Origin of the sequence: Micromonospora sp. U21, from assembly GCF_018070045.1 — a bacterium.
In the GTDB taxonomy this organism is placed as follows: Bacteria; Actinomycetota; Actinomycetes; order Mycobacteriales; family Micromonosporaceae; genus Micromonospora.
This window is the reverse complement of record NZ_JAGPYK010000055.1, coordinates 1-21,111: the sequence shown is the minus strand read 5'-3', so window position 1 is coordinate 21,111 and position 21,111 is coordinate 1. Positions and strand designations below refer to the sequence as shown.

The 21,111-nt window shown below is 72.0% G+C and carries 20 protein-coding genes and 2 pseudogenes; 9 read left to right on the top strand and 13 right to left on the bottom strand.

Annotated features, from left to right (window positions below):
• Positions 1-43: 43 nt before the first annotated feature.
• From KBX63_RS33805 to KBX63_RS33795, 3 genes are all read right to left on the bottom strand, one after another.
• Positions 44-946, bottom strand: coding sequence for a polysaccharide deacetylase family protein (locus KBX63_RS33805; protein WP_307871938.1), 903 nt, complete (start codon positions 944-946; stop codon positions 44-46).
• Between the two features lie 58 nt (positions 947-1,004).
• A complete protein-coding gene (locus KBX63_RS33800) occupies positions 1,005-1,346 on the bottom strand; it encodes a YnfA family protein (protein WP_210918489.1) in 342 nt (113 codons plus the stop codon).
• Positions 1,347-1,415: 69 nt separating this feature from the next.
• Complete coding sequence (locus tag KBX63_RS33795; RefSeq protein WP_210918486.1) at positions 1,416-1,610, bottom strand: CsbD family protein; 195 nt, start codon at positions 1,608-1,610, stop codon at positions 1,416-1,418.
• Positions 1,611-1,786: 176 nt separating this feature from the next.
• Here KBX63_RS33795 and KBX63_RS33790 point away from each other — a divergent pair, with 176 nt between their 5' ends.
• Positions 1,787-2,398 carry a histidine phosphatase family protein gene (locus KBX63_RS33790; protein WP_210918484.1) on the top strand — a complete coding sequence of 204 codons (612 nt, stop codon included), beginning with the start codon at positions 1,787-1,789 and terminating at the stop codon, positions 2,396-2,398.
• Here the strand turns inward: KBX63_RS33790 and KBX63_RS33785 are convergent.
• The 3 genes from KBX63_RS33785 to KBX63_RS33775 form a co-directional block, all read right to left on the bottom strand.
• The gene (locus KBX63_RS33785) at positions 2,328-2,834 is read right to left on the bottom strand and encodes an Lrp/AsnC family transcriptional regulator (RefSeq protein WP_210918481.1); all 507 of its coding nucleotides are present in this window, start codon (positions 2,832-2,834) and stop codon (positions 2,328-2,330) included. The two genes, KBX63_RS33790 and KBX63_RS33785, sit on opposite strands and share 71 nt — an antisense overlap.
• A gap of 117 nt (positions 2,835-2,951) precedes the next feature.
• A complete protein-coding gene (locus KBX63_RS33780) occupies positions 2,952-4,094 on the bottom strand; it encodes an acyl-CoA dehydrogenase family protein (protein WP_210918478.1) in 1,143 nt (380 codons plus the stop codon).
• On the bottom strand, positions 4,091-5,206 hold the full coding sequence (locus KBX63_RS33775; RefSeq protein ID WP_210918475.1) for a Xaa-Pro peptidase family protein: 1,116 nt from the start codon (positions 5,204-5,206) through the stop codon (positions 4,091-4,093). Before KBX63_RS33775 ends, KBX63_RS33780 begins: the two co-directional genes overlap by 4 nt.
• Before the next feature lie 266 nt (positions 5,207-5,472).
• On the opposite strand from KBX63_RS33775, the gene KBX63_RS33770 reads away from it, so the two are divergent.
• Positions 5,473-6,843 carry a glycosyl hydrolase family 18 protein gene (locus KBX63_RS33770; protein WP_210918472.1) on the top strand — a complete coding sequence of 457 codons (1,371 nt, stop codon included), beginning with the start codon at positions 5,473-5,475 and terminating at the stop codon, positions 6,841-6,843.
• Positions 6,844-6,901: 58 nt separating this feature from the next.
• Here KBX63_RS33770 and KBX63_RS33765 read toward each other — a convergent pair whose 3' ends face one another.
• Positions 6,902-7,783, bottom strand: coding sequence for a winged helix-turn-helix transcriptional regulator (locus KBX63_RS33765; RefSeq protein ID WP_210918469.1), 882 nt, complete (start codon positions 7,781-7,783; stop codon positions 6,902-6,904).
• An 83-nt stretch (positions 7,784-7,866) separates the two neighbouring features.
• Here KBX63_RS33765 and KBX63_RS36590 point away from each other — a divergent pair.
• Positions 7,867-9,146, top strand: a pseudogene (locus KBX63_RS36590) (MFS transporter).
• On the opposite strand, the gene KBX63_RS33755 reads toward KBX63_RS36590, so the two are convergent.
• On the bottom strand, positions 9,127-10,227 hold the full coding sequence (locus KBX63_RS33755) for a DUF4037 domain-containing protein (protein ID WP_210918467.1): 1,101 nt from the start codon (positions 10,225-10,227) through the stop codon (positions 9,127-9,129). The pseudogene KBX63_RS36590 and the gene KBX63_RS33755 sit on opposite strands and share 20 nt — an antisense overlap.
• 118 nt (positions 10,228-10,345) lie before the next feature.
• Here KBX63_RS33755 and KBX63_RS33750 point away from each other — a divergent pair, with 118 nt between their 5' ends.
• Positions 10,346-10,573: a hypothetical protein gene (locus KBX63_RS33750; protein ID WP_210918464.1), complete on the top strand. Its 228-nt coding sequence runs from the start codon at positions 10,346-10,348 to the stop codon at positions 10,571-10,573.
• Positions 10,574-10,631: 58 nt separating this feature from the next.
• Complete coding sequence (locus tag KBX63_RS33745; protein WP_210918432.1) at positions 10,632-11,558, top strand: 5'-3' exonuclease; 927 nt, start codon at positions 10,632-10,634, stop codon at positions 11,556-11,558.
• On the opposite strand, the gene KBX63_RS33740 is transcribed toward KBX63_RS33745, so the two are convergent.
• A complete protein-coding gene (locus KBX63_RS33740) occupies positions 11,555-12,484 on the bottom strand; it encodes a diacylglycerol kinase family protein (protein WP_210918429.1) in 930 nt (309 codons plus the stop codon). The genes KBX63_RS33745 and KBX63_RS33740 overlap by 4 nt on opposite strands.
• A gap of 435 nt (positions 12,485-12,919) precedes the next feature.
• Between KBX63_RS33740 and KBX63_RS33735 the strand changes: the two genes are divergently transcribed.
• On the top strand, positions 12,920-14,572 hold the full coding sequence (locus tag KBX63_RS33735; protein WP_247663880.1) for an ABC-F family ATP-binding cassette domain-containing protein: 1,653 nt from the start codon (positions 12,920-12,922) through the stop codon (positions 14,570-14,572).
• An 87-nt stretch (positions 14,573-14,659) separates the two neighbouring features.
• On the opposite strand, the gene KBX63_RS33730 is transcribed toward KBX63_RS33735, so the two are convergent.
• Positions 14,660-15,121: a phage holin family protein gene (locus tag KBX63_RS33730; RefSeq protein WP_210918422.1), complete on the bottom strand. Its 462-nt coding sequence runs from the start codon at positions 15,119-15,121 to the stop codon at positions 14,660-14,662.
• 443 nt (positions 15,122-15,564) lie between these two features.
• Between KBX63_RS33730 and KBX63_RS36960 the strand changes: the two are divergent.
• Both KBX63_RS36960 and KBX63_RS33720 read left to right on the top strand, forming a co-directional pair.
• Positions 15,565-16,409: pseudogene (locus tag KBX63_RS36960) on the top strand (BTAD domain-containing putative transcriptional regulator).
• Entirely contained in the window at positions 16,406-18,358 is a 1,953-nt protein-coding gene (locus KBX63_RS33720) for a tetratricopeptide repeat protein (RefSeq protein WP_374102296.1), read from the top strand. Before KBX63_RS36960 ends, KBX63_RS33720 begins: the two are co-directional and overlap by 4 nt.
• A gap of 340 nt (positions 18,359-18,698) precedes the next feature.
• Here the strand turns inward: KBX63_RS33720 and KBX63_RS33715 are convergent, their stop codons facing one another.
• Positions 18,699-18,986, bottom strand: coding sequence for a hypothetical protein (locus KBX63_RS33715; RefSeq protein WP_247663878.1), 288 nt, complete (start codon positions 18,984-18,986; stop codon positions 18,699-18,701).
• Between the two features lie 85 nt (positions 18,987-19,071).
• On the opposite strand from KBX63_RS33715, the gene KBX63_RS33710 reads away from it, so the two are divergent.
• A complete protein-coding gene (locus KBX63_RS33710) occupies positions 19,072-19,599 on the top strand; it encodes a hypothetical protein (protein ID WP_307871937.1) in 528 nt (175 codons plus the stop codon).
• A 362-nt stretch (positions 19,600-19,961) separates the two neighbouring features.
• Here the strand turns inward: KBX63_RS33710 and KBX63_RS33705 are convergent, their stop codons facing one another.
• Together KBX63_RS33705 and KBX63_RS33700 are read right to left on the bottom strand one after the other, a co-directional pair.
• Positions 19,962-20,423 carry a DUF5709 domain-containing protein gene (locus tag KBX63_RS33705; protein ID WP_210918414.1) on the bottom strand — a complete coding sequence of 154 codons (462 nt, stop codon included), beginning with the start codon at positions 20,421-20,423 and terminating at the stop codon, positions 19,962-19,964.
• Between the two features lie 357 nt (positions 20,424-20,780).
• Positions 20,781-21,111: hypothetical protein (locus tag KBX63_RS33700; protein WP_210918410.1), on the bottom strand; the 331-nt coding region annotated here is incomplete at its 5' end.

Genomic DNA, 21,111 nt, shown 5'->3' with positions numbered 1-21,111 from the left:
CCCCGCGGGGGACGCGGGGGACGGGGGGCGGGGGCGGGGGGGGTCAGGCGGGGGACAGCACCTCGGACAGGGGGGCGGGGGTCAGGCCCCGTTGGCGGAGCCCGGCCAGGATGTGCGGCAACGCCTCGTCCGTCATCGCGGCGTTCGCCTCGGTCACGTGCATGATCACGACAGAACCGGGGCGTACGTTGTCCAGCACCGCCCGCACGATGGGCTCCCAGGCGCCGGCGAAGGGATCACCGCTGACCACATCCCCGTCGACCACCGTCACGCCGAGCGGCGCGAGCGCGGCCAGCGCCGCCGCGTCGTGACAGAGCCCCGGAAAGCGGAAGTACCGCGTCTGCCGGCCACCGTACGGCTTGATCACCTGAAAGGTCTTCGCCGCGTCGTCGGTCATGCCCCTCGCGGGCACCCGTGGCAGGTCGTAGCAGTCACCGGCGTACGCCAGGTGCCCGTAGGTGTGGTTGGCCAGTTCGAAGCGCGGGTTGTCGGCGAGCCGCCGGGTGAGGCCCGGATACCGCTCCACCCACTTGCCGGTCAGGAAGAAGGTGGCTGGGATCTGCTCGCGCTCCAGCAGGTCGACGATGCGCAGGTTGGCGTAGGACTTCACCCGACCGGTGCGCAGGTTGTGCAGCATCCCGTCGGTCATGTCCGCGTCGAAGGTTAGCGCGACCCGGTTGCCGGTACGCGGGCCGTGATCCACCACCGGCGGCCGGGTCCCCGGCCGCGTCGCCCCGGGGACGGTGGCCGCCGACGGGCGTACCTGCGCAGTGGCGCTCGCGCTGCTCGACGGCCCGGCCGGAACGGCGGCCCGGATGGATGGGCTGACGAAGGTCGGCGCGTCCGGCGAGGGCGCCCCGGAGAGCGCGATCGCGGATGCCGCGCTGCCGACGATGCCGGCCGCGACCAGGACGCCGAGCAGTGGGCGCAGCCGAGGTCGGATCACGGCGGTGATCATCCCAGACGTGAACGCGCCTCACCGCCCCGCGCAGCGCGTCGGGACGCTACGCCGGGCCGCCGCGCGGCGCGTACATGATGACCGCGACGCCGAGCAGGCAGAGGGCCGCTCCGGCCAGGTCCCACCGGTCCGGGCGGAAGCCGTCCACCAGCATCGCCCAGCCCAGTGAGCCCGCCACGAACACTCCCCCGTACGCAGCCAGGATCCGACCGAAGTGTGCGTCCGGCTGGAACGTGGCGACGAAGCCGTAGCAGCCCAGCGCGATCACGCCAGCGGCGATCCACCACAGGCCACGCTGCTCCCGCCAGCCCTGCCAGACCAGCCAGGCGCCGCCGATCTCGGCCAGCGCGGCCAGCGCGAACAACACCAGGGAGCGGAGCACGGTCACCTCGCGACCCTAGCCGGCGCACAGGACGGGTCCCCGGGCGACCGCCCGGGGACCCGCGGAACGCTCAGGTCACTTCGTGAAGGCGTCCTTCACGTTGCGACCGGCTTCCTTCACGTTCTGACCAGCCTGCTTGGCGCGTGCGTCGCTCTGCTGGCTGGCGCCCTCGCCACGCATCTGCTCGTTGTCGGTCTTGTCGCCGACCCGCTCCTTCGCGGCACCGGCCATCTGCTCGACCTTGTTTCGTGCCTTCTCGGTGAAGCTCATCATGCCTCCTCCGTCTGGCGTCTCTCCCGGCTTGCTTGCCCGGTGTCCGGGTGCCGAAACCGGCAGTGCCGGTGGGCACACCCACTATGGCATCCTAGGAAGATAGGTTGAGTGCTGGAAGCGGTCGCATCGGAGGCCGCCGGGTGCCACCGTGTCCGCGATGGTTAACTGGCCGCATGGGAGAGCTCCTGCTGATCCGGCACGGCGAGACCACCTGGAGCGCCACTCGGCGACACACCTCGTACACCGATCTGGAGCTGACCCCCGACGGCGAGCGGCAGGCCCGCACCCTCGCCGCTTTCCTGGCCGGGCGGCGATTCGTCACGGTGCTGGCCAGCCCCCGCTCCCGGGCGTTGCGCACCGCGCAGCTGGCCGGGCTCACCGTCGACACCGTCGACGAGGACCTCAGCGAGTGGAACTACGGCGAGTACGAGGGACGCACCACCGTCGACATCCACGAGGACCAGCCGCACTGGAACATCTGGACCGACGGCTGCCCCGGCGGGGAGTCACCCGCGCAGGTGGGGGCCCGCCTCGACCGGGTGCTGACCAGGGTCACCCCACTGCTCGACCGGGGCACCGTGGCGCTGGTGGGTCACGCGCACAGCCTGCGGGTGCTCGGCGCGCGCTGGATCGGCCTGCCCCCGTCCGCCGGCGGCCGGCTCCGGTTGGACACCGCCACGGTCAGCGTGCTCGGTCACGAGCACGGTCGGCAGGTCATCCTGCGGTGGAACCAGCCGGCTCCTCCGGCACCCGGGACCGCGACCGACTCGGTGGCCCGGCACTGATCTTCGGCGGCCGGTTCTCGTACGGAGTGGACAGCACCACCGTGGTCCGGGTGGTCACGTTCGCCGACGTACGGATCTCCTGGAGCACCCGCTCCAGGTCGGCCGGGCTGGCAACCCGCACCAGCAGCATGTAGAAGTCCTCACCCGCCACCGAGTAGCAGGAGTCGATCTCGGGCAGGTGCGCCAGGCGCTCCGGCGCGTCATCCGGCTGCGACGGGTCGAACGGGCGGATCGCCACGAACGCGGTCAGCGGCAGGTCCAGCGCCTCGAAGGAGACCCGGGCGGCATACCCCTTGATCACCCCGCGCTGCTCCAGCCGGCGCACCCGCTGGTGCACGGCGGACACCGACAGCCCCACCTTGTCGGCCAGGTCGGTGTACGACAGGCGGCCGTCAGCGGTCAACGCTGCGACGATGGCGCGGTCGATCTCCTCCACGGCGAGCAACCTACCGGGAAAAACGCCCGACGGCGACGAGGCTCCCACCGGACCGCGCCGGCGGCGGGCCACGGTGGACCCACCGCAGCCGCGCCACCACGCATCGTCGACCCGGGTTCAGCCCTTCGCCAGAGCCCGGGAGATGACCAGCCGCTGGATCTGGTTGGTGCCCTCCACGATCTGCAACACCTTCGCCTCACGCATGTACCGCTCCACCGGGTGGTCGGCCACGTAGCCGGCGCCACCGAGCACCTGCACCGCGTCGGTCGTCACCCGCATCGCCATGTCGGTGGCGAAGAGCTTCGCCTTGGCCGCCTCGATCGAGTACGGACGCCCGGCGTCGCGCAGTCGGGCCGCCGCGAGGGTCAGCGCGCGGGCCGCGGAGATCTGGGTCGCCGCGTCGGCGAGCAGGAAGCCCAGCCCCTGGAAGTCGACGATCGCCCGGCCGAACTGCTGCCGCTCCCGGGCGTACCCGACCGCGTAGTCCAGTGCGGCCTGGGCCAGCCCGACCGCGCAGGCCGCGATGCCCAGCCGGCCCGAGTCCAGCGCGGACATCGCGATGGTGAAGCCCGCCCCCTCGCCGCCGATCAGCCGCTCGGCCGGCACCCGCGCCTGGTCGAAGGCGATCTGCGCCACCGGCGAGGAGCGCAGCCCCATCGTCCGCTCGGCCGCCTGCGGGGTGATGCCGGCGGTGCCGGCGTCGGCGAGCAGGCAGGAGATGCCCTTCGGGCCGGGCCCGCCGGTGCGGCAGAAGACGTTGTAGAAGTCGGCGGTCCGGGCATGGGTGATCCACGCCTTGGTGCCGGAGACGAGGTACGCGTCGCCGTCGAGGACCGCGCGGGTGCTCAGCGCCGCCGCGTCGGAGCCGCCCTGCGGCTCGGAGAGGCAGTACGCGCCGAGCAGTTCACCGCCGAGCATGTCCGGCAGGAGCTTGCGCTGCTCGTCGCTGCCGAACGCGGCCACCGGGTAGCAGGACAGGGTGTGCACGCTGACCGCCTCGGCGACCGCGAGCCAGCGGCTGGCCAGAATCTCCAGCACCTGCAGGTACACCTCGTACGGCTGTGCGGCGCCGCCGTGCTCCTCGGGGTACGGCAGGCCGAGCAGGCCGGCCCGGCCGAGGGTCCGCAGCACCTCGCGGGGAAACTCGGCGCGCTCCTCGAAGCCGGCGGCCTTCGGCGCGAGCTCGCGATCGGCGAGTTCGGTGGCGAGGTCCAGCAGGTCGTGGGCCTCGTCGGTGGGGAGGATCCGGTCGACAGTCATAGCGCGATGAACTCCGTGGGGGTGGTGTTGAGCCGCTGCACGCCGTCCGTGGTGCAGACGACGATGTCCTCGATGCGGGCGCCGTGCCGGCCCGCCAGGTAGATGCCCGGTTCGATGGAGAACGCCATCCCGGGCTCCAGCGGCCGGTCGTTGCCGGCCACCAGGCAGGGCTCCTCGTGACCGTCCAGACCGATGCCGTGGCCGGTGCGGTGCAGGAACGCGGGGCCGTAGCCGGCGGCGGCGATCGGTTCCCGGGCGGCGGCGTCGGCCGCGGCGCCGCTGATTCCGGGCCGTACCGCCGCCACCGCGGCGCGCTGGGCGTCGTGCAGCACCGCGTAGTAGTCCAGGAAATCGGCCGGCGCCGGCCCGCCGGAGACGTACGTGCGGGTGCAGTCCGAGCGGTACCCCGAGGCCATGGTGCCGCCGATGTCCACCACCACCGGTTCGCCAACGCCGATCGGCCGGTCCGAGGTGCCGTGGTGCGGACTGGCCCCGTTCGGCCCGGCCGCCACGATCACGAAGTCCACGCTGACGTGCCCGGCTGCGCGGATCGCCGTGGCGATGTCGGCGGCGACCTCCGCCTCGGTGCGCCCGGGGCGCAGCCACTGCCCCATCCGCAGGTGCACCTCGTCGATCGCCGCGCCAGCCTCGGCGAGGGCCGCGACCTCCGCCGGGGACTTGCGGATCCGCAGCTCGCGCAGCACCTCGCCGGCGAGCCGCTGCGCCGCGGCGGGCAGCGCGGCACGCAGTGCGAGGACCTGCTCGGCCCACATCCGGTCGGCCAGCCCGACCGCCGCGGGCATGCCGTCGAGGGCGGCGACGAGCAGCGGGTACGGGTCGGTGCCGTCGGCGTGATCGACGATGCGCACCCCGGTGGCCGGCGCCGGGGACGCCTCCGCGGCCGGTCGCTCCAGCGTGGGCACGATCAGCGTCGGCTCACCCTCGGCCGGCAGCACCAGGCAGGTCAGCCGCTCCCCCGCGTGGGCGTCGTACCCGGTCAGGTAGCGCAGGTCGGAGCCGGGGGTGAGCAGCAGGGCGTCCAGGCCGGCGGCGGCGGTGGCGCGCTGCGCGGCGATCAGCCGGTCGGGCGGGTACAGCTCGTCGGTTCCCACCCGCTCAGCTTAACGGTCGTTTGGGGATTGCCGGCAGCCGGCGCACAGCCCGAAGGAAGGGCACCTTGTTAACGCCTGCTGTAGAGCAGGGCTCCCTTCTTGACAGCGCGCAAGCCCGGAAATCCACCAACGTTGATTGACGCCGACAGTTAACACTCTTTAAGATTTGGCTGCCTCGAGGCCCACCCGTCCCTGCGTCCCGCACCGCCCGCCCGCGACCACCCTGCGCGGGCGGCTGTCGTCCCCCGCCCACGGGAAGGCCCTCGATGTCCTCACCACTGCGCCGCGCCCTCACCGCCGGCCTGCTCGCGCTGGCCACGGCCGGCGCCACCCTCACCCTCGTCCCCACCGCCGCGCAGGCCGTGGTGCTGCCGAACAACTTCAAGAGCGTCGGCTACATGCCCTCCTGGGCCGGCAACGTCAACACCGTCCAGTACAACAAGCTCACCCACATCAACTACGCCTTCGTGCTGCCCAACAACGACGGCAGCCTGCGCCCGGTGGAGAACCCGAGCAAGCTCTCCTCGCTGGTCTCGCTCGGGCACGCCAACAACGTCAAGGTGTCGATCGCGGTCGGCGGCTGGAACGACGGCAACGACTCCGCCTTCGAGGCGCTGGCCGCCAACGCCGGCAGCCGGACCAACTTCGTCAACAACCTGGTCAACTTCGTCAACCAGTACAACCTCGACGGCGTCGACATGGACTGGGAGTACCCGGACCCGGGCGCATCGGCGAACAACTACACCCAGCTCATGACGCAGCTCGGCAGCGCGATGCACAGCCGCGGCAAGCTGCTCACCGCCGCCGTGGTCTCCGAGGGCGGCAGCGTCCAGGGCGTGCAGACGGCCGTGTTCGGCCAGGTCGACTGGCTCAACATCATGGCGTACGACGGCGGCAGCCCGCACGCCAACTACGACTGGTCGATCGCCAGCATCAACCTGTGGAAGTCCCGCGGCCTGCCGGCCAGCAAGGCCGTCCTCGGGATTCCCTTCTACAGCCGCCCCGGCTACTACACCTACTCGGCGCTGGTCGGGATGGACCCGGCCAACGCCAACCGGGACTGCACCACCGTCGGCGGCGCGCAGCAGTGCTACAACGGCATCCCGACGGTCAAGCGCAAGACGCAGTGGGCCCTGGCCAACGCCGGCGGGGTGATGAACTGGGAGCTGTCGCAGGACACCACCGGCTCGACCTCGCTGGTCAGCGCGATGTACGACACCATCATGGGCGGCACCACCCCGCCGCCGACCGGCCGTACCGGCCCGATCACCGGGATCGGCGGCAAGTGCGTCGACGTGGCCTCGGCGAGCAGCGCCAACGGCACGGCTGTGCAGCTGTGGGGCTGCAACGGCACCAGCGCGCAGAGCTGGACCGTGGCCACCAACGGCACGCTGCGCGCCCTCGGCAAGTGCGCCGACGTCGCCAGCGGCTCCACGGCCAACGGCGCCCGGGTGCAGCTCTGGGACTGCAACGGCAGCGGCGCCCAGGTCTGGCAGGCCCAGTCCAACGGCACGCTGCGCAACCCGCAGTCGAACAAGTGCCTGGACGCCACCGGCAACAGCTCCGCCGACGGCACCCGGCTGCAGATCTGGGACTGCTACGCCGGCGCCAACCAGCGCTGGACCCTCCCGGCCTGACGTTCGGTAGGAAGGGCCCCTTGTTAACGCCGAGCGTTAAAGGGGCCCTTCCTTACACTCAGGCGGCGCGGTGCTCGCGGACCATGTCGAGCATCTCGTCCACCGAGCCGGCCGGATCGGTGACCGGGAACTGCACCGCGCGGACCACCGCGGTCGGGTCGACCAGCAGCGTCAGCCGCTTGAACCGGGTGATCCCGCCGGCCCGGAACGTGGGCAGCAGCAGCCCGGCGGCGAGCCGACCGTCCTGGTCGGACAGGAGCGGGAACGGCAGCCGGGTGTACGCGGCGAAGTCGGCGAGCTGGTCCGGCCGCTGCGTGCTGACCCCCCACACCCGCGCCCCGGCGGCCTGGAAGTCCGCGTACCGGTCGGCGTAGGTGGTCGACTCCAGGGTGCAGCCACGGGCGCCGGGGATGTCGGCCCAGCCCGGCGGGTAGCCCTGCGTCCCCGGCGCGTACGCCCCCGGGAAGAAGTAGAGGACGCTCCAGGCGTCGCCGTCCGTCAGCGCGGCCGGCTGGCCGTCCGGCCCGGGCAGGACGACCTCGGGCAGCCGCCGCCCGATCAGGTCGTGCACCCGGCGGGCCTCGGCCGAGGCGGGGTCGGCGGTCGCGGTCAGCTCACCGTCACCCATCAGGTGTCTCGTCCCCCAGTCCTGCAACGCGATCAGCACCGGCAGCAGCCCCTCACCCTTGGCGGTCAGCAGGTAGTCGAAGCGGGGCGGGTGTTGGGAGTAGGGCCGACGCTCCAGCACGCCGTGCTCGACCAGCGCGGCAAGGCGTTCGGTCAGCGCTCGCCGGCTGACGCCCAGCTCGCGCTGAAGGGCGTCGAAGCGGGTCGTCCCGCCGGCGACGTCGCGCACGATGAGGAAGGTCCACCAGTCCCCCAGGACGCCGAGCGCCTGCGCGATGCCGCAGTCCGCGTCGGCAAGATCTTCCCGCCGCACCCGTCACCCCCGTCCGTTCCGTCCTCGACTATAGTGCGTTCCAGATTGGAACGCACTGGCACGGTCGAACGGGGGCGGACGACATGCACGTCGACGATCGGGCCGGGGTGTTCTGGCGATGGTGGACCGCCGGCACGACCAGCATGGTCGGGTCGGCGGTCGGCGCGGTGGCCCTGCCGCTGACCGCACTCACCGTGCTCGACGCCACCGCGTTCGAGATGGGCCTGATCGCCGCCGCCAGCTACGTCGCGTGGATCGTGATCGGCCTACCCGCCGGTGTCATCGTGCAGCGCCTGCCGCTGCGTGGCGCCCAGGTGGGCGCCGATCTGGCCCGCGCGGTCGCCGTCGCGTCGATCCCGCTGGCCTGGTGGTGGGGTCACCTCACCGTCGCCCACCTCGTCATCACCGCGCTCGTGGTCAGCTTCGCCAACGTGCTCTTCGACGTGGCCAACTCGACCTTCCTGCCCAGCATCGTGGACCGCGAGCAGTTGCAGTCCCGCAACAGCCTGACCTCGGCAACCCACGCCGCCACCCAGCTCAGCGGCCCCTCGCTCGGCGGGCTCGCCGTGCAGGCACTGGGCGCGCGGTGCCCACCCTGCTCGTCGACTCGGTCAGCTACCTCGTCTCGGCGGCGCTGCTGCGCACGCTGCCCGCCCGCCGCGACGACGCTCCGGACCGCTGGCCACCGGTCGGCGAGCTGATCCGGGAAGGTTGGCGCTTCGTCGCGTACCACCCCGTGATGGGGCCCGGCATGTGGGCCGCCACGGCGATCAACTTCGTCTGTGGCGCGCAGTACGCGCTCTACCCGCTCTACCTGGTCCGCGAGCTGCACGCCCCGGTCGGCCTGGTCGGTGTGCTGCTCGCCGTCGAGGGGGTCGGCGCGCTGGTCGGGGCGGCGCTCACCGCCCGGATCACCGCCCGGATCGGCACCGCCCGCGCGCTGATCGCCGCCGGGTTCACCACGGTCGCCGGGGCGTTCCTGATCCCCTGGGGCACCGGCTGGCCGGCGTACGCCGCCTTCGCCGCCGGCAACGTCGTCTTCGCTGTCGGGACGGTGGTGCTCAGCGTGACCACCCGGACCTACCGGCAGATCGCCAGCCCGCCCGATCTGCTCTCCCGGGTGATGGCGACCGTCCGGTTCGTCTCGTGGGGCGCGATCCCGGTCGGCGGCCTGGTCGCCGGCGCGCTGGCGGGCCCCCTCGGGGCGCGGGCCACCCTGTTCATCTTCGCGGCGGCGGTGGTGTGCGCGCCGCTGGCACTGCTGTTCTCTCCCGTCCGGCACCTGCGTGACCTCACCGATCACGACCGGGACGACGACCCGCCCCGTCCGGCCGCGCCGGCGGTCACCGTCGGGGGTCGGTGACCACGCCGCTCGGCCAGAGGCTGTCGGCCAGCCGGCGGATCCGGCCGGTGTGGGTGAGCACGTCGGCGCTGTGCACGTACTGGTCGACCGCGCCCACCGGCGGCCGGTCGCGCAGCACGGGGTCGCTCACGCCGGCGCGCAGCGCGGCGGCGATCCGCTCGGCGTGCAGCACCAGGAACGGGCGGTGGTGAAACCGCCGGGCGCGGGCGCGCACCGGTGCCGCGAGCCCGGTCTGGTCGGTCCACCGGGCCACCGCCTCCAGTGCCTCGACCAGCCCGGCCTGGCGCCGGGTCCAGTCGCCCGGCCCGAGCGCGTCGGTCAGGGCCGCGATCACCGGCGGCGCCTCGGGTAGCCCGCCGAAGACCGTGCCGAGCCACTTGTCGTACGGCGGCCAGCGCCGGTGCAGCAGCAGGCCGAGTCGCATCAGGTCCCGGGCCAGGCCGGCGGCGACGACCCGGCTGCCCAACTCGTCGCCGACCTCGGCGCACCGGCCGGGCAGGTGCTCCGCCTGCGCGATCCGGGTCCACGCCGCAGCGAGGACGTACCGCCACACGTCCGGCGGATACCAGCTCAGCGCCGTCCGCCGGGCCGTCATAGCGCCGTCGAGGCCGTCGTGGAAGATCGCGCCGCCGGTCACCTCGGCCAGCCGCTGGGTCGGGGTGGCCAGCCAGTCCGCCGCGGTGACACCGGCCGCGGGGTCGAAGCCCAGCCGGTCGCGCCACCAACCAGCCAGCTCGTCGACGCTGACGCCGTGCCGGGTGCCCGCCGGGTCGGCGACGCCCAGCCGCCCGTCGTCGCCGGCGAAGCGGGTCGGCCAGCCGAGAAACTCGACCGGCACGTCGGCGTCAAGCACGGCGCGAGGCTCGGGGATCCGGGCGGCGTCGGCGCCCGCGACGAAAACCTGCACGCGCGGCCCCCAGTCGTGGTCGGTGGACCGCGCGGTGTCCAGGCCCAGCAGCTCCGAGCCGCCGTCTAGCCGTCCGGCCGCATACCGCAGACCCGGGTATCGGCGGCGCAGGACCGGTGCGACCACCTCGTCGTGGTAACGGCGAGCGAGCGTCAGGCCGGGAAGGAACGCCACACCGGCAGTCTGCGCCGGTCGGGCATGGGCCGCACCACGGTTTCCCGGGTCGGACGGCTCCGGGGGTCATAGCCTGGGTCAAGGGTGCCCGCCGGGCGCCCCGACCTGGAGGATCGACGTGGCAGCGAACGAGGCTGACCGGGTGGCGGCGCGCCGTCGCCGCCAGTTGTGGGCCGGGGTCCTCGCGCTCGCCGGCCTGGTCCTGCTGGTCATCGGCCTCACCGTGGCCGACGGAGTCGCGGCCTGGATCGAGGTGGTCGTCGCGATCCTGCTGCTGGTGACCAGCTACGTCGTGCAGTACCTGGCCCGGCGGGAGGCCGTCTACCGCCCCGACGAGCGCCGCTGACGCGGACGGCGGCCGGGCGTACCCCTGATCGTCGGGGGGCTGTGCCAGGCTGTCGGGCGTGGCACACCGATCCCCGATCCTGCTGATCGACGCACCCAGCCTCTACTTCCGGGCCTACTTCGGCATTCCGGAATCCGCCGCCCGGGCCGAGGACGGCACTCCGGTCAACGCCGTGCGCGGCTTCCTCGACATGCTCGCCACCCTGATCCGTGGGCGTGGCGCGGACCGGATGGTCTGCGCCCTGGACTACGACTGGCGGCCGGCGTGGCGGGTCGACCTGCTGCCGTCGTACAAGGCGCACCGGGTGGCTCCGCAGGGCGGCGAGGTCGTACCGGACACGCTCTCCCCCCAGGTGCCGAAGATCCTGGAGGTGCTGGCCGCGGTCGGCATCACCGCCGTCGGCGCCACCGGCTACGAGGCTGACGACGTGCTCGGCACGCTCTCGGTGACCCAGCCGGGCCCGGTCGAGGTGGTCTCCGGCGACCGGGACCTGTTCCAGCTCATCGACGACGCCCGGCCGGTCCGGCTGCTCTACGTCGGGCGGGGCGTCGCCAAGCTCGACGACTGCGACGACGCCGCCGTGCGGGACCGCTACGGAGTGCCGGCCGACCGGTACGCCGACTTCGCCGCGCTGCGCGGCGACCCCAGCGACGGGCTGCCCGGGGTGCCGGGCGTCGGCGAGAAGACCGCCGCCCGACTCATCGAGCGGTACGGGAGCATCGCCGGCATCCTGGCCGCCCTGGACGACTCGGACTCGTCCTTCGCACCGGGCCTGCGGGCCAAGCTGGCCGCCGCCCGCGACTACCTGGCCGTCGCGCCGACGGTGGTCCGGGTCGCGCTGGACGTGCCGCTGCCGGAGCTGCCCACCGCGCTGCCGACCGCCCCCGCCGACCCGGGCCGGCTGCTCGAACTGGCCGGCACGTGGAACCTGGCCGGCTCCGCCCGCCGGCTGGTGGACGCCCTCGCCGCACGCGCCGACGCCTAACGGTCCGGGCTGTGGGCGGGAGCCATGATCCGTAGCGCGTTGGGATCCAGGCCGATCCGGATCGGGGTCTCGCCGTACAGCTCGCCGTCGACCTCCACGGGCGCGGGTCGGTCGGTCTCCAGCCAGAGTTGATGGACGGCGAGGAACGGCTCGTCGCCGAGCGTGCGGCGGTGCCCGGTCGCGGCGTTACGGGCCGTGTGCCGCAGCAGCTCATGGCGGGGCGCTCCGCCCACCGGATAGGCGACCAGGAGCCGGTCGTCCGCGTCCGCGTCCGCGGTGATCGGCCGGCCGGCGTGGAAGCCGCCGTTCGCCACGTACAGCTGGTGGGTGACGAACTCGTGCTCCCGCCCCTCCGCGCGTATCACGGCGCGCAGCGGACGGTGCCGGGTCAGCAGCGTCAGCGCGGTGACCGGGTACGCGAGCCGGCCGGTGGCCCGCTTGAGGCGCCGAGGCGTCCTGCGCATCACGTCGGCGGACAGGCCGATGCCGACGTGGTTGGTGAACCACATGCTGCCCACGAGCCCGAGGTCGACGTCGATCACCTTGCCGTCGGCGAGGACCGCCACGGCCGCGTCGAGGTGGAGTGGGACGCCCACGGTGCGCGCGAAGTTGTTGGTGGTGCCGAGTGGCAGCAGACCGAGCGCGATGTCGCGGTGCGCGAGCAGGCGCGCGGCGGTGCTGATCGTTCCGTCGCCGCCGCCCGCTATCAGCAGGTCCGGCCCGAGGTCGGCGGCGGCGGCAAGGGTCCGCTCGAGTTCGGCGGGCAGGTCGACCGGGTACGCGGCCAGCAGCTTGAAGCCGGCGGACGTGAGCCGGTCCCGAGCGCGCTCGTAGAGCCGGCGACCGCGGCGGGAGTGGGTGTTGACCACGAGCGCCGCGCGCCGCTCCCGTCGGATGGCGTCGCTCAGCTCCGGCTTCGTCCGCATAGGGCCGGAGCCTATCTCCGGGTGGTCGGGGGAAGCCGCACCTTCGCGGCCGGCCGGCGCACACCCCCGGTGACCTCCGTCGACTGAGGCCCGGGTGTGCTCCAGCGGTCGACCCGTGCCGTGGCTCACACCGCGTGCGCATCCTAGGAGGATGGGTTACCGATCGGACCCGATCCTCGACCCGCTCGCTTCCTGTCGTGACAGTGCTCCCGCTGGTGCCTGCGTCGCACGGCACCAGCGGCCGAAATCCGGGCGAGCGGAGGGCGGCAGGGCTGCTAACGTGACCGTCATGGCACGAGGTATCTGGTCGCAGAAGGTCCGCTCCGCCCGCTGACGGCGGCGCCTTTCCTCTGCTGAAATCTGCGCTCGCCGTCCCGGTTCCCGCCGGGCGGCCGCCTGCTGGCGCCCGGCTCCACTGCGAGCTGCGGAGCACCGTTGAACCTCACCCCGAATTCCGAAACCATGCCCCTGCCCGTCGAGGCGGGCGGTAGCGCACACGTCCGCGCCACGAGCGTCACCGTCACCCGCGGGTCCCGACGTGTCCTGAACGACGTCTCGGTCACCGTCTCCGCCCGGTCGCGGGTCGCCGTCGTCGGCGAGAACGGCCGTGGCAAGACGACGCTCCTGCACGTCCTCGCCGGACTGCTCACGCCAGACGACGGCACCGTGCACCGAGCCGGCACGGTCGGCCTGGCCCGCCAGGAGCTGTCCGCGTACGACGGCGAAACCGTCGGCACCCTGACGTCCGAGGCGCTGGCCGCGTCGCTCGAGGCGCTCGGCGCGCTGGAAGAGGCGACCCGTGCCGTGACCGAGGGTGACCCCACTGCCGACGACCGCTACGCCGCGGCGCTCGACGCCGCCACCCGGCTCGACGCGTGGGACGCCGAACGTCGCATCGACGTCGCCCTCGATGCCCTCGGCGCCTGCACGGACCGCGACCGTCCACTGTCGATGTTGTCGGTCGGGCAGCGCTACCGGGTGCGGCTGGCGTGCCTGCTCGGCGCGCGGCACGACGTGCTGCTGCTCGACGAGCCGACCAACCACCTGGACGCCGGCGGCCTGGACTTCCTGACTCGCAGGCTGCGCGAGCACGACGGCGGCCTCGCGGTCGTCAGCCACGACCGGGCGCTGCTGCGGGACGTCGCGGACCGGTTCCTCGACCTCGACCCGACCCCCGACGGGAAGCCGCGGCTGTACGCCGGCGGCTACGACGCCTGGGAGGACGCCCGACGTCGCGAGCGTGAGCGCTGGGAGCAGGACCACGAGCAGCAGCAGGCCGAGCACCGGCGGCTGCAGGACGCGGTGTCGAAGGCCCGTGACCGGCTGTCCACCGGCTGGCGGCCGGACAAGGGAACCGGCAAGCACCAGCGCCAGTCCCGCGCGCCGGGCGTCGTGCAGGCCCTGAAGCGGCAGCAGGACGCCCTGCGGGCGCACCGGATCGACGTGCCGGAGCCGCCGCCGGCGTTGCGGTGGCCGGACCTGGAGGTCCGGCCGGGTGCGCCGCAGTTGCGCGCGTACGGCGTGGCCGTCGACGGGCGGCTCGTCGGTCCGGTCCACCTGACCCTCGACGGGGGCGACCGGCTGCTCGTCACCGGACCGAACGGTGCCGGGAAGTCCACGCTGCTCGCGGTGCTGGCCGGTTCGCTCGACCCCACGGACGGTCATGTCTGGACGGCGAAGGAGGCACGGGTCGCCCGGGTCACCCAGGAGACCGCCGAGCAGGATCCCGGGCTCACCGCCCGCGAGGTGTACGCCCGCCAGGTGGGACGGCTCGTGGCCCGCGGGGCGCTCCGCGACGCCGACGCCGTCCCGCTCGGGGCGCTTGGGCTGCTGGACCCGGACGCGATGCGCACGCCGGTCGGGCGGATGTCGCAGGGGCAGCAGCGGCGCCTCGACCTGGCGCTGGCGCTGGCCGGGCGACCCGGGCTGATCCTGCTCGACGAGCCGACCAATCATCTGTCGTCGGCGCTGGCCGACGAGCTGACCGAGGCGATCCGCCACACGGGCGCCGCCGTCGTCATCGCCACGCACGACCGTCAGCTGCTGCGGGACCTCGCCGACTGGCCGCGTCTGGAGCTGACGCCGTAGCCGACACGGGCCGCAGCGCCCGAGTTCACCCGGCGTGGGGCAACCGGTGACGCCACGATCGGCGCCACCCGCCCCCGCATGTCGACATCAGCGGTCCTGCCGGCCGGATCCCCACTGGTCGAGTTCGTCCCGAACGGCGGCGGCACCGGCCGGCACCACCCGACTCGCGGTGGTGGCCACGACGTCCTGCACCTCGTCCGCCAGCCAGGCCGAGCCACCTCCCGCCGCCCGCAGCTGTTGCAGCCCTGCCCGGCCCAGCACAACGGCGGCCACGAGGTAGCCCCCGGTGAGTCCCGCGGTGGCCAGCCGGCGGGGCAGGAAGGTCTCCAGCATGCGCAACGCGGTTGTCGAGGCAGCCCCGGCTCCCAGGACGAGACATCCGCCGGCTGTGGCGAGCAGTGCCAGGCCGACTCCGGTCGGCCGAGCCACCCTCATCAGCTGGGTGCGCATCTCCCGGACCTCCTCGCGCACCACCTCGGTCACGTCCGCAGCCAACCGCTCCGTCGGACTGACCGCACGTCCGGACCGTTCCGCCGCTGCGTCACTCATTGGTCGCCCCCTCCGCGTTCGCTGCGGGCGGCCGCTTACCCGCAAACGTCACCGCCATACCTGTCCGCTGCCCTTTCGCGGCCTGCCCTCTGTCATGCCGCGCGGGCGGGTGGAGCCAGCGGGTGCGGGACGTCGGTAGCGTCTCGGCAGGGAGCTGCTCGTCCTGGCAGCCGTCGTCGCCGGTACGCCCGCCGCGTTTGGCTCCGGCCTCGCCTGCGGGCGGGAGGCACTCGCCGCCGCTGGTGGCGGCATGGTCCAGGCGTACGAGAGCGGTGCCGAACATCAGCACCCGGTGCGGGCGGCGCGCCCGGCCGGCGTCGGGACAGACCCCACCCTCGCCAGTGACCACGCCTGCCCCCAGTATTGAAGTCTGTCATCGTTGCTTGCTGTCCGCCGTGCCACGATCGGCGCGTCCCGTACCGGTCACGTCCAAGGAAGGAATCATGCGGTTCGAAGTCCTGGGGCCACCGCGAGCCGTCGACGCCTCTGGATCAGTGGTGCCGGCCGGCAGACGTCAACATGAGGTGGTCCTCGCCTGCCTCCTTGCTGCCGGCGGACAGACGGTCGCCGACAGCACGTTGATGGAAGCGCTGTGGGGCCGCGACCCGAGCGACAGCAAGCACGTGGCTCTGCGGGTCCTCGTCCATCACCTGCGCCGCAACTTGGGCACTGGATCGATCATTCGCGCCACCGGTGGCTACCGGATCGGGCTGGCCGGCCACCAGCTTGATGCTGACGAGTTCATCGCTCTGGTCGACGGGGCCGCACGCGACGAGGCGCAGGGCCGGCTCGCCGAGGCGCGCGAACGCTACCGTGCGGCGCTGCGACTGTGGCGGGCAACGGACGCCTACCATGGCATCGCCGACACCGATCATGTGCGGCGGCAGCCAACCACCTGGGCGAGCAGCGTTTGACCGCCTACGAAAGCTGCGTCGACATCGAACTCAGCCTCGGACTGCACCGCGAACTGTGCGCCGAACTGTCGGCCGTGGCCACCGAGAACGCGCTGCGCGAGCGCCTCCAGGCGCAACTGATGCTCGCGCTCGTTCGCAGTGACCGTCGGGCGGAGGCGCTGACCGTCTACGAACGGACCAGGCGCATCTCGCCGGCGAGCTTGGAGCGGACCCGGGCACGCGCCTGCAGCAGCTGTACACCGCGATTCTGCGCGGCCCCACGCCAGCGGTCGCACCCTCCGTCGCTTCTGCCGCGGTCCGGCCGGCGCAGCTGCCCGTCCCACCCAGCAATTTCGTCGGGCGCTACGACGAACTCAGGGTCCTCGACGCCGTGAACGCGAAATCCCGATCCGGTCAGCGCCCCGGTGGCTCGGTGGTCGTCACGGGGTCCGGTGGCATGGGCAAGACAGCCCTGGTGACGCACTGGGCCGATCAGAACCGGCAGAGCTTTCCTGGCGGGCAGCTCTACCTCGATCTCGACAATGACGTCCCCTCGACGGCGGCATTGGCCAGGGCCCTCGTCGATCTCGGCGTCGCCCCCGACGACGTGCCACGGCAGGCAGAGACACGCGCCGCGCAGCTGCGCTCGCTGCTGTCCAGCCGTACGGTGCTGATGGTCCTGGACAACGTGAGCAGCGCCCAGCAGGCCCGGCCGTTCTTTCCCGGTACCGGCGACAGCATGCTGGTGATCATTAGTCGGAACCGGCTTGACGGGCTCGTCGCCCGCGAAGGCACTCACCTCCTGATGCTCAACCCGCTGGACGCCGAGCCGGCCAACCGTCTGCTCCGGGCGATCGCCGGGATGGCCAGTTCCGCGACCGACGACATCCGTACCCTGGTGGAGCTGTGCCACGGGATGCCGTTGGCCATCCGGATCGTGGGAGCCCACCTGCGGCTGGGAGCCCGGCCGGACGCCCTCGTCGTCGCCCTGCACGATGAGCGCACCCGACTCGCCCGGCTCACCACCATCGACGGGGATGCGAGCGTATGCGCCGTCATCGCGGTGTCGTACCGACGGCTGGCCGAACCGGCACGTCGGCTGTTACGCCATCTGGGACTGTTGGACACCCATGCCGTCCCGCTCGGCGCTGCGGCCGCACTAGCTCGCATCTCCTGCGATACCGTCCTGACGGACCTGATCGACAGGCTCGCTGCGGCCAACCTCGTGACAGTCGAAGCGGACAGCCGGGTCAGCCTCCATCAGCTGACTCGCATGTTCGCCCATCAGCAGGGCCAGCTCGAAGACACCTCGGCCGATCGCGCGGCCGCCGAACGGCAGTTGCTCGGCTGGTACGGGCATGCAACCCGCCAAGCACAGCAACGCATCAGGCCGACGGCAGGCGGAGCTGGCGGTAGTGACCTCCCTGACGCGCAGCATCTCTTCCTACCTGACCTGACCGAGACGGTCGCAGCCGTGAGCTGGGTCGACACAGAGGCGGACACGATCATCGGGCTGATCGCCCAGCACGTCGGGACCCACCCTGATCTCGTCTGGCCCCTCGCCGTCAACATACGCGGCTGGCTGCAACGCAGGGCACCCCGCGACACGTGGATCGCCGTCATCGAGCAAGGCATCCGAGCCGCCGCCCTGGCCGACAGCAGCACTGGCGAGGCCACCCTGAATGGAAGCCTCGGCGTCGCACACAGCCTCCTGCTGCAGCGTACCGAGGCCCGCGCCGCGTACCACCGTGCCAGTGCACTTTTCGGCCACAGCGGCGACCCTGCCGGCAAGGCTGACGTCGAGGCGAGCCTGGGTGCCATGCTCGCTGACGGCGGGGCGCTCGACGAGGCACTCCCACCATTGCTGCGGGCGCGGCATCTCGCGACCCTGCTGAACGACCCCGACCTCATCTTCAAGGTCGAACTCAACCTTGGCTACCTGCACCGACGGGCCAACCGCCAGCAGGAGGCACTCGACGCTTACACGTCGGCGTTGTCGGCCGCAGAACGGTCCAGCAACCGGGACTGGTTGTCGGCGAGCGTCCACACCAATCTCGGCCGGCTGCATCTCCTTCAAGGCAACCTCGACCAGGCCGGACACCACTACGACACAGCGGTCAAGCTCGCCCGGAGCACCGGCGACCGCATGCGAGAAGCCTGGGCGCTGCACGGATGCTCCGACATCTTCGCCGCCCGACGAGACCTTCCGGCTGCCGTCGCAGCTCTACAGGAAGCCGTCACGATCCTCGAACCGCTGGGCGACCGTCGCCTCGACGAGATGCGTACTCGGCTGTCCGAGTTGCTCTCGGACGACACCGCCGGACAGTCACTGCCCCAGATGTAGCCCACACCGCGCGTCGGCGGTGCTCGGCACCCACGCCGCCGCGCCCCAGGGCGTTCATCCTCCGCAGGCAACGTGACGAGAAACAGGCCGGACGCTCTGTGCACTACTGAGGCTGCCCTCGATCCCGCGACCGAACCTCAGGCGCAGGGTGGACCGGCGCGTCCCCGTTCACCCACCACTCCATGACCCGTAACCGATGCGCTCAACTCGGCAAGTCGCGCAACCAGCGGCCGATGAGGGTGAGGCAATGCGCCCGGCAGCTGTCCGAACGCATTGACATCGACAGGGTCGCATACCGGCCGTCTCCAGCCGGCGGCATCGGCGGCGATCAGTTTCCTGATCAGAAGGGGGGTGCGTCCTCGCCCATCAACGCCAGCACGACGCCTCCCTTCCCGCTCTTGAGGCTCTGGACCACGACCTTGCCGGTGCTGCCGTCGGGCAGCTCCAAGATAAAGGTCTTCCCAACCGCGTTCTTGGGGCCATTGCCGGCGCTGTTGGCGGGTCGGAAGTCACCTGCCCACGGCGGGGGCCCACCCTTGCGGGCGGGCTCGGCGAAGAGCGCGGCGGTGCCGGGGGTCCTGGTGCCGTCCGAGGAGAGAAGCACTGAGGCGCTGCGATAGGTAGCCATATACGCCAAGCCTATCCCGGACTGTGCTGCCCGGTCACGCCACACCGGCTGGCGAGCCGTGCGGCCAGTGGGCCATGGTTAGGGCGTGATCGTCATCCAGCGGGTACGCGTGCGATGGAGCGCGGCTGGGCGCGGCGCTCGACAGGCCGACGCCCGTCGAGGACTCAACCAGCCGGTGACACTTCCTGCGCCGCTGCCCGCAGGCGACGTCGTAGTCCATGACGTCCTGGCCGATGAAGCCGCCGGCTACACACATCGCGGCGAGGTGCTGACCGGCGGCGTGAGCATCGCCCGCAGCCTTGATCTACGGCTCACCGTCGACGGCTCGGCGGTAACCGTCGAGCGCCTGCCCGGCCGGGAGGCGTTTCCCCGGGCGGGAGCGTCGACCCGCCTGTTCACCCTCACCCACGGGCAAGTCGGCCGGTATCGGGCCAACTTCCGGTTCCGGTTCACCGACTGCGCGTGCGACCCCAGCTGGTACTACGAGGACTGGGCGGTTCGTGTCAGCAACGGCCATGTTGCACACGACCGCTTTCCGCGCGGCGAACCGGACCACGATGTCGACAACCATGTCCACCTATACGGCGGTCCCGCGCGCCGAAGTAGCCGCTAGGCACAGCACAAGGGCGCGGACCGAACGGACGATCCGCGGCCGGCCCGGACGTTTCGGCCGGGCCGCTGCTGCGTGGCGGTGGGCGACCAGGTTGCGATGCCAGCGCAGCACCGCACATCCTTGGCCCCACCGTCGCGGGCGACCTGGGACAACATCTGCAGGATCTGGCGAAGCAGCAGGTACAGCAACGCCGCGCTCATGGCCACGAACCTGACGGCTGCGCAGGGCTCGAGCTCGCACATGACCGCACTTCAGACAGCCGAACCGACTATTCGATCCCCACAGGCGATAACTCTCCTTGATCCGGCGGGGAAGCGAGACCCCGCCACGCGAACCCTCTAGGGCTGTGCGGACAGCCCGACTTATCGCAGCGGGCCATCGCCGGGGCCGTTGGGGTCGTCGACCAGGTGGATCGCGGCTTCTTCGGCGCTCGCGGCACCCGCGTCGATTCCGGCGTCCCACGCCACAAACTCGGTCTCCTCGTCCGCGCCCAGACCCTCGTCGTAGGCGACGAGGCGCCCCGCGCGCGTCTCGCGCTCGTACCCCCGCCGGGTCAGCTCATCCTCGTCGTCGGCCACCTCGGCGTACGGATCGAGGTCCGGCTCCTCCTGGCCCAGCAGTTGATCGAGGGACTCGCCCGCCCGCTGCTCGGCGATGGTGGTGCCGAAGCGGTTCGCGCCCGTCCAGTGATCTGGGGCGACGATGCCGATATCGAGGGGATCACTGACGCGATCGTCGTCCAGGGTGTCCGAGGCGTCCAGGACCCCGTCGTCCTCGATCGCGTCCCACTCCTCGACGGGCTCGATGCTCTCGGTCTGGCTCACGGCCGTTTCTCCTTCGTAAGACTCCAGCGATGGTGGAAACCTAGGATGTTTCCTGCCGATCTTGAAACTGGTTGGGGTTACTGAGTGTCTGCTACCGGTGTAAGGCGGCCTCGGGGGCGGATGTTCCGGTACCGGCCGTCGCCTCGTTTGGCCGGTCAAGGAGACCTCACGTGACGAGAGCGACTCCTGCCAGAGACTGGCCGGCGGACCGGCCCATCTTCGGGGCTAAGACATGTGGAACGACCAACTCGGAACAATCTCTAGCCGCACCCTATGGGACGCTATGGTCCACTATACTCCCGCTGCGGAGGCGTCCGCCAAATGGGGACGCACCACCGTGACCGTCAGGCGCTGCTGCTACTCCAACCCGCCGGTGGCCAGCGCAGGGATTTGCCGGCCGGTGTCACGCCAGACTATTCTGGACGCGATGGTCCAGTCGAAATATCCTGTCGTGTGGGCGACTCCGTCCCCACCGGGGGGAATCTCATCACCGGGGCACTCGCTGACGATGACGTCGGGGGCGGGTACCACATCGACGTACACCGGCCGGGTGGACGCACCGGTGGCGGCGGGATCGCCGCCGCCCGGGCACGTGGGGAGGGGCGCATGGCATTGATCACACGCGGCTTCGGGGGCCGCAGACGCGACGACACCGACCTCCCGCCCGGCCAGTACCGCACGGACGACT